This is a genomic window from Blastococcus sp. KM273128 (assembly GCF_021698975.1).
In the GTDB taxonomy this organism is placed as follows: Bacteria; Actinomycetota; Actinomycetes; order Mycobacteriales; family Geodermatophilaceae; genus Blastococcus.
This window is the reverse complement of record NZ_SSXA01000124.1, coordinates 1-5,808: the sequence shown is the minus strand read 5'-3', so window position 1 is coordinate 5,808 and position 5,808 is coordinate 1. Positions and strand designations below refer to the sequence as shown.

At 76.1% G+C, this 5,808-nt stretch carries 6 protein-coding genes; 4 read left to right on the top strand and 2 right to left on the bottom strand.

The features are described 5' to 3' along the window. Positions 1–205, top strand: a 205-nt coding sequence (locus E9529_RS20800; protein WP_236833173.1) for a hypothetical protein, incomplete at its 5' end; no start/stop codon positions are given. Here the strand turns inward: E9529_RS20800 and E9529_RS20795 are convergent. Together E9529_RS20795 and E9529_RS20790 are read right to left on the bottom strand one after the other, a co-directional pair. Continuing rightward, positions 191–1,114, bottom strand: coding sequence for a M56 family metallopeptidase (locus tag E9529_RS20795; RefSeq protein ID WP_236833172.1), 924 nt, complete (start codon positions 1,112–1,114; stop codon positions 191–193). The two genes, E9529_RS20800 and E9529_RS20795, sit on opposite strands and share 15 nt — an antisense overlap. A 15-nt stretch (positions 1,115–1,129) precedes the next feature. Continuing rightward, the gene (locus E9529_RS20790; RefSeq protein ID WP_236833171.1) at positions 1,130–1,498 is read right to left on the bottom strand and encodes a BlaI/MecI/CopY family transcriptional regulator; all 369 of its coding nucleotides are present in this window, start codon (positions 1,496–1,498) and stop codon (positions 1,130–1,132) included. A gap of 112 nt (positions 1,499–1,610) precedes the next feature. On the opposite strand from E9529_RS20790, the gene E9529_RS20785 reads away from it, so the two are divergent. The 3 genes from E9529_RS20785 to E9529_RS20775 all read left to right on the top strand — a co-directional run. Beyond that, positions 1,611–3,188 carry a cytochrome ubiquinol oxidase subunit I gene (locus E9529_RS20785; RefSeq protein WP_236833170.1) on the top strand — a complete coding sequence of 526 codons (1,578 nt, stop codon included), beginning with the start codon at positions 1,611–1,613 and terminating at the stop codon, positions 3,186–3,188. Between the two features lie 31 nt (positions 3,189–3,219). Continuing rightward, a complete protein-coding gene (gene cydB / locus E9529_RS20780; RefSeq protein WP_236833169.1) occupies positions 3,220–4,263 on the top strand; it encodes a cytochrome d ubiquinol oxidase subunit II in 1,044 nt (347 codons plus the stop codon). After that, the coding region (locus E9529_RS20775) for an ATP-binding cassette domain-containing protein (protein ID WP_236833168.1) at positions 4,260–5,808 on the top strand (1,549 nt) is incomplete at its 3' end. The genes cydB and E9529_RS20775, both read left to right, overlap by 4 nt.

The following is a 5,808-nucleotide window of genomic DNA, read 5'->3' as shown; positions in this document are numbered from 1 at the left end:
CCGGCTGGTCGCCCAGCACGCCGCGCTCCTGGTGCGGCCGGATCCGCGCCCCGTGCGGCGGGCGGCGGTCGTGGACGCGCTGCACGCGGCGAGCATGCTGCCGCTGCTCACCTCCCCGGTCTACCGCCGGGCCGCCCTGGTCAGCGGCGGCCTCGCGGCCGCGACCGCCGGGCTGCTCACCGCGGCGCGCTCAGAGCGCCGGTAGCAGCAGCAGGATGGTCGGCACCAGCAGCAGCAGGACGGCGGCGGCGAGCGCGGCCGCGCGGGCCACGGGCGGGAGCGGGTCGGCGGGCTCCAGCAGCCGCACGACCCGGGCCCGCACCGCCGCCCCGGCCACCGAGAGAGCGCCGGCCGGCACCCCGCCCGAACCACCCGCGGCCGCCACGATCGCCTCCGCGAGGGTGCGCCGCGGCGCGGCACCCCGCAGCGACCCGAGGGCGACGTCGTCGGCCCGCATCTCGACCAGCTCGCGGACCGCGCCGTAGGCGCGCTCCGCGGCCGGCAGCACGGGCAGCGCAGCCTTCCACGCCACGAACGGCAGCAGCAGCAGGTGGTGGTGCTCGCCCAGGTGCGCCCGCTCGTGCGCGACGACGGCGGCCAGCTGGTCACCGTCCAGCTCGGCCACCATGCCCGAGGAGAGGACCAGCAGCGGCCGGGCGCCCGGGATGCAGAACGCCACCGGGGCGGGGTGCTCGAGCAGCCGGGCGTCGGGCTCCGGGGCCGGCTGCACCACCAGCTCCAGCAGCTCGCGGTGCCGGCGGCGGGTGCGGGCGATGCGCGCCCAGGAGAGCAGCAGCACGCCGACCAGCTCGAAGGCCAGCACCCCGGCGAGGGTCAGCGCGACCCAGTGGTCCCCGCGCACCGCCTCCGTCGCCCCGCCGCCGTGCACCACCGCCCAGACCGCCTCGGGCAGCGAGTGCCCCCACGGCGCCAGCCCGTGCACCAGCAGCGCCCCGATGATCGACAGCCCGCCGGCCAGCCCGACCGCCTGCCAGCAGAGCAGCGCCACCAGGGGGTCCCGCCCCGGCCAGCGGGCGCGGGCCAGCAGCGCCGGCACCGGCCAGGCCAGCAGGGCGGCGAGGACGGCGAGCAGCGCGGCGGTGGCGGGCAGCACGGGGAGCGGCCCGGGTCAGCCCGAGGCGGTGTCGTCGGCGCCGGCGGCGGCCAGCAGGTCGCGCAGCATGCGGACCTCGTCGGCGTCGACGGCGCCCACGAACCGCGCCAGGACGGCCTGCCGGTCGGCGGCCTGCCCCAGCACCTCGCGCATCACCTGGGCGGCGTGGTCCTCGCGGCTGGCCCGGGCGGAGAACCGGCGCGGGCGGGCGTCGTCGTGGACGACGAACCCCTTGTGCTCCAACCGGCTGAGCACCGTGTGCACGGTGGTCAGCGCGAGGCCCCGGTCGGTCAGCTCGTCGCGCAGCCAGGTGGCGGCCACCGGGCCGTCCGCGGTCCACAGCCGCTCCATGACAGCCCGCTCCAGGTCTCCCAGCGATGCCATCGGTCCCCCTGTTCGGCAAGTCACACGCAACTCTTCTACGTGTCGTAGAAAACGTCTTCTACGAGGCGTAGAAAGAACGTGTCGATAGTAGACCGCAGAGAGGATCCGGGCCGTGGACGTCCTGGACATCGCACGCTGGCAGTTCGGGATCACCACCGTCTACCACTTCATGATGGTCCCGCTGACCATCGGCCTGGGGATCCTGCTGGTGGTCATGCACACCATGTGGGTGCGCACCGACGACCCCGAGTGGCTCCGGATGACCCGCTTCTGGGGCAAGGTCTTCCTGATCAACTTCGTGCTCGGCGTGGCCACCGGCCTGGTGCAGGAGTTCCAGTTCGGCCTGGCCTGGAGCGAGTACTCCCGCTTCGTCGGCGACGTCTTCGGCTCGCTGCTGGCGCTCGAGGCGCTGCTGGCCTTCTTCCTCGAGTCGACCTTCCTCGGCCTGTGGATCTTCGGCTGGGGCCGGATCCCGAAGAAGCTGCACCTGGCGACGCTCTGGGCCGCGGTGCTCGGCTCGATCGTCAGCGCCTACTTCATCATCGCGGCCAACTCCTGGATGCAGCACCCGGTCGGGGTCGTGGCCGACGACGCCACCGGCCGGCCGGTGCAGGTCGACTTCCTCGCGGTGCTCACCAACAACACCGCGCTGGCCGCCTTCACCCACACCATCGTCGCCGCGCTGATGGTCGCCGGCGCCCTGCTCGTCGGCGTCGGGCTCTACCACCTGCGGCGGCGGAAGCTCGCCGGCCGGCCCGCCGACGAGATCGACCACGGGGTGTGGCGCCGGTCGGTGCGGATCGGCGGCTGGGTGTCGCTCGCCGCCTTCGTCCTCGTCGCCGCCACCGGCGACTGGCAGGCCAAGCTGATGTACCACCAGCAGCCGCTCAAGATGAGCTCGGCCGAGGCGCTGTGCGAGACCGAGGCGCCGGCGTCGTTCTCGATCTTCGCGTGGAACAAGCTCGGCTCCAACGAGTGCGACGACGTCCACTCGATCACCGTGCCGGGGCTGCTCTCCTTCCTCGCCCACAGCGACTTCTCCAGCGAGGTCCCCGGCGTCAACGAGCTCCAGGAGCGCTACTCCGAGGTCTACGGCGCGACCTACCCCGACGACCCGGAGCGCTTCGGCAACCTGGCCGGGGAGCCGGTCGACTACCAGCCGGTGCTCGCGGTCACCTACTGGAGCTTCCGGCTGATGATCGGCATGGGCGCGGTCTCCGCCGGTGTGGCGGCCTACGCGCTGTGGTCGACGCGCCGCGGCCGGGTGCCGACCTCCCGGATCGGCGTCTACGGCTCGCTGGCCGCCGTGGGGGCGCCGTTCGTGGCCAACGCCGCGGGCTGGATCTTCACCGAGATGGGCCGCCAGCCGTTCGTCGTCGTCCCCAACCCGGACGTGCCGGTCGAGGACCAGATCTGGTTCTTCACCGCCCAGGCCGTCTCCCCCGGCGTCACCGCCGCCGAGGTCTGGACCTCGCTGGGCGCGCTGACCCTGGTCTACGGGGCGCTCGCGGTGATCGAGCTCTGGCTGCTCACCACGTTCATCCGGTCGGGCATCACCGCCGGCGACACCAGCGCCACGCCGCCGATCGGCCCCGGCAAGGACGACGACCGCCGCGAGGGCCCGGACGGCGACGCCGGTGGTGCCGGCGGCCGCCGCGCCGACGACGACGTCCTCCAGTTCGCCTACTGACCGCCCACCCGCAGACCCGAGGAACCCCGTCATGGACCTGCAGACCCTGTGGTTCGCCGCCGTCGCCGTGCTCTGGATCGGCTTCCTGCTGCTGGAGGGCTTCGACTTCGGCGTCGCCGCCCTGCTGCCGGTGCTGGGCCGCCGGACCGCCGACCGGCACCTGATGCTGCGCAGCATCGGCCCGCTGTGGGACGGCAACGAGGTGTGGCTGATCACCGCCGCCGGTGCGGTGTTCGCCGCCTTCCCCGGCTGGTACGCCACCTGGCTGCCGGCCCTCTACCTGCCCTTCGTCTTCGTGCTGTTCGGCCTGATCATCCGCGCCGTCGCGTTCGAGTGGCGGCACCAGTCGCACGACCCGCGCTGGGACGGCACCTGGACGCACGTCATCACGGTGGGCTCGCTGATCGCCGCCCTCGGCGTGGGCGCGGCGCTGGGCACCACCACGCTGGGCCTGCCGATCGACGGCGACGGCATCCGGGTCGGCGGCAGCTTCGCCGGCGTGGGCTGGGCGGCGCTGCTCGGCGCGGTCGCGGTGCTCGCCTTCTCGGTGGTGCACGGCGCGCTGTTCCTGGCGCTGAAGACCGACGGCGACGTCCGGCTGCGGGCGCGGGCCTTCGCCCTGCGCTGGTCGCCGGTGGCCGCGCTGCCGCTGCTGGCCTGGGCCGGCTGGGTGCACCTGCGCTCCGGCACGGCGGTCACCGGCGTGCTCTGGGCCGTCGGCGCGCTGGCCGTCCTGGTCACCTGGGCCCGGATCCGGGTCGACCGCGAGGGGCAGGCCTTCGCCGGCTGGGCGGTGCTGCTGGTCAGCTCGGCCGCGACCATCTTCGGCGCCGCCTACCCCGTCGTCGTCCCCTCGACGATCGACCCCGCGTTCGACCTGACGATCGCCGAGGCGTCGGTCAGCGACTACACCCTCACGATCATGACCTGGGCCGCCGGTGTGGGGCTGCCGGTCGTGCTCGCCTACCAGGCCTGGACGTACTGGGTGTTCCGCAAGCGGCTGACCGCGGAGCCCCAGCACGAGGACGCCCCCCGCAGCGGCGAGGCCCCGGCACCGAGCGAGCTGCCGGCATGAGCGCCGGCGCGCCGCGCGGCCCGCTCGCCGCGCTGGCCGGCGTCCCGGGCCTGCGCGGCGCGCTGGTGCGGGCGGGCCTGGCCGCCCTCGTGCAGACCGCGGGCCTGGTCCTCCTCGCCGCCGGCCTGGCCCACGCCGTCGCCCGCGCGAGCGGCCTGGGCGAGGGTTCCCCCGCGGTGCCGCTGGCGCTCGCCGCCGCCGGTGTCGCGGTGCGCGCCGTCGCGGGCAGCGTCGGCGAGGCGGTGGCCGCGCGGGACGCCCGCCGCGCCGAGGACCTGCTCCGCCGCCGGCTGCTCGAGCGGCTCGCCACCTCCCCCGCCGCGGTCGCCGCGGCCGGCGGCCCGGCCCCCGCCGCGGTGCTGGCCACCACCCGGCTGCACGACCTCGGCCCGGCCCTGGCCACCTACCTGCCGGCGATCGCGCAGACGGTCGTCGTCCCGCCGGCGCTGCTGCTGGCGCTGGCCTGGACCGACCTGCTGTCGGCGGTGGTCGTGGCGGTCACCCTGCCGCTGGTGCCGCTGTTCATGGTGCTCGTCGGCAAGCACACGCAGGACGCGACGGCCGGCTCCGCCCGGGCGCTGGACCGGATCGCCGCGCACGTCGCCGAACTGGTCCGCGGCCTGCCCGTCCTGGTAGGGCTGGGCCGGGCCGCCGAGCAGACCGCGGCGCTGGCCGCGCTCGGCGAGGCGCACCGCACCCGCACCCTGGCCACGCTGCGCATCGCCTTCCTCTCGGCCCTCGTGCTGGAGCTCATCGCCACGCTGTCGGTGGCGGTCGTCGCGGTGACCGTGGGCGTGCGGCTGGTCGAGGGCCACCTGGTGCTGGGGCTCGGGCTCACCGCGCTGCTGCTCGCCCCCGAGGCCTTCGCGCCGCTGCGCGCGCTCGGCGCCGCCCACCACGCCGCCGAGGACGCCTCGCTGGCCGCCGCCGAGGCGCGCGCGGTCCTGGCCGCCCCCACCGGCACCTCCCCCGCCGCGGTGCCGGGCGACGACGACCCGCGCGGCGCGGAGGTCGTCGTCGCCGGGCTGCGCGTCGCCCACCCCGGCCGCGCCGTCCCCGCCCTGCCGCCGACCGACCTCGTCGTCCGTCCCGGGGAGCTCCTGGTGCTGCGGGGCCCGAGCGGGTCGGGCAAGTCCACGCTGCTCGCCGCACTGGCGGGCCTCACCGACCCGGGCGCCGACGTCGCCGGGGTCGTGGTCGCCGGCGGCCCCACCGCGGTTGTGCCGCAGTTCCCCCGCACCACGGGCGCGACCGTCGCCGACGAGCTGCGCCGGCACGCGGCCGCGGCCCCGGGCGTCGACGAGGTCGTCGCCGAGGCCTACGTCGTCGAGGCGCTGGGGCGCGTGGAGGCCCACGACCTCGCCGGCCGCGCGCCGGAGTCGCTCTCCCCCGGCGAGCTGCAGCGGGTGGCCCTGGCCCGCGCGCTGGTGCGGGTCCGCCGCGGCGCCCGGCTGCTGCTGCTCGACGAGCCGACCGCGCACCTGGACGACGACGCCCGCGGGCTGGTGGCCGCCGTCCTCGCCGCCCTGCGCGGCACCGTGACCG

Coding starts and splice junctions, on each gene's coding strand:
- E9529_RS20790 (WP_236833171.1), bottom strand. CDS start 1,498: ATGGCATCGCTGGGAGACCTGGAGCGGGCTGTCATGGAGCGGCTGTGG.
- cydB (WP_236833169.1), top strand. CDS start 3,220: ATGGACCTGCAGACCCTGTGGTTCGCCGCCGTCGCCGTGCTCTGGATC.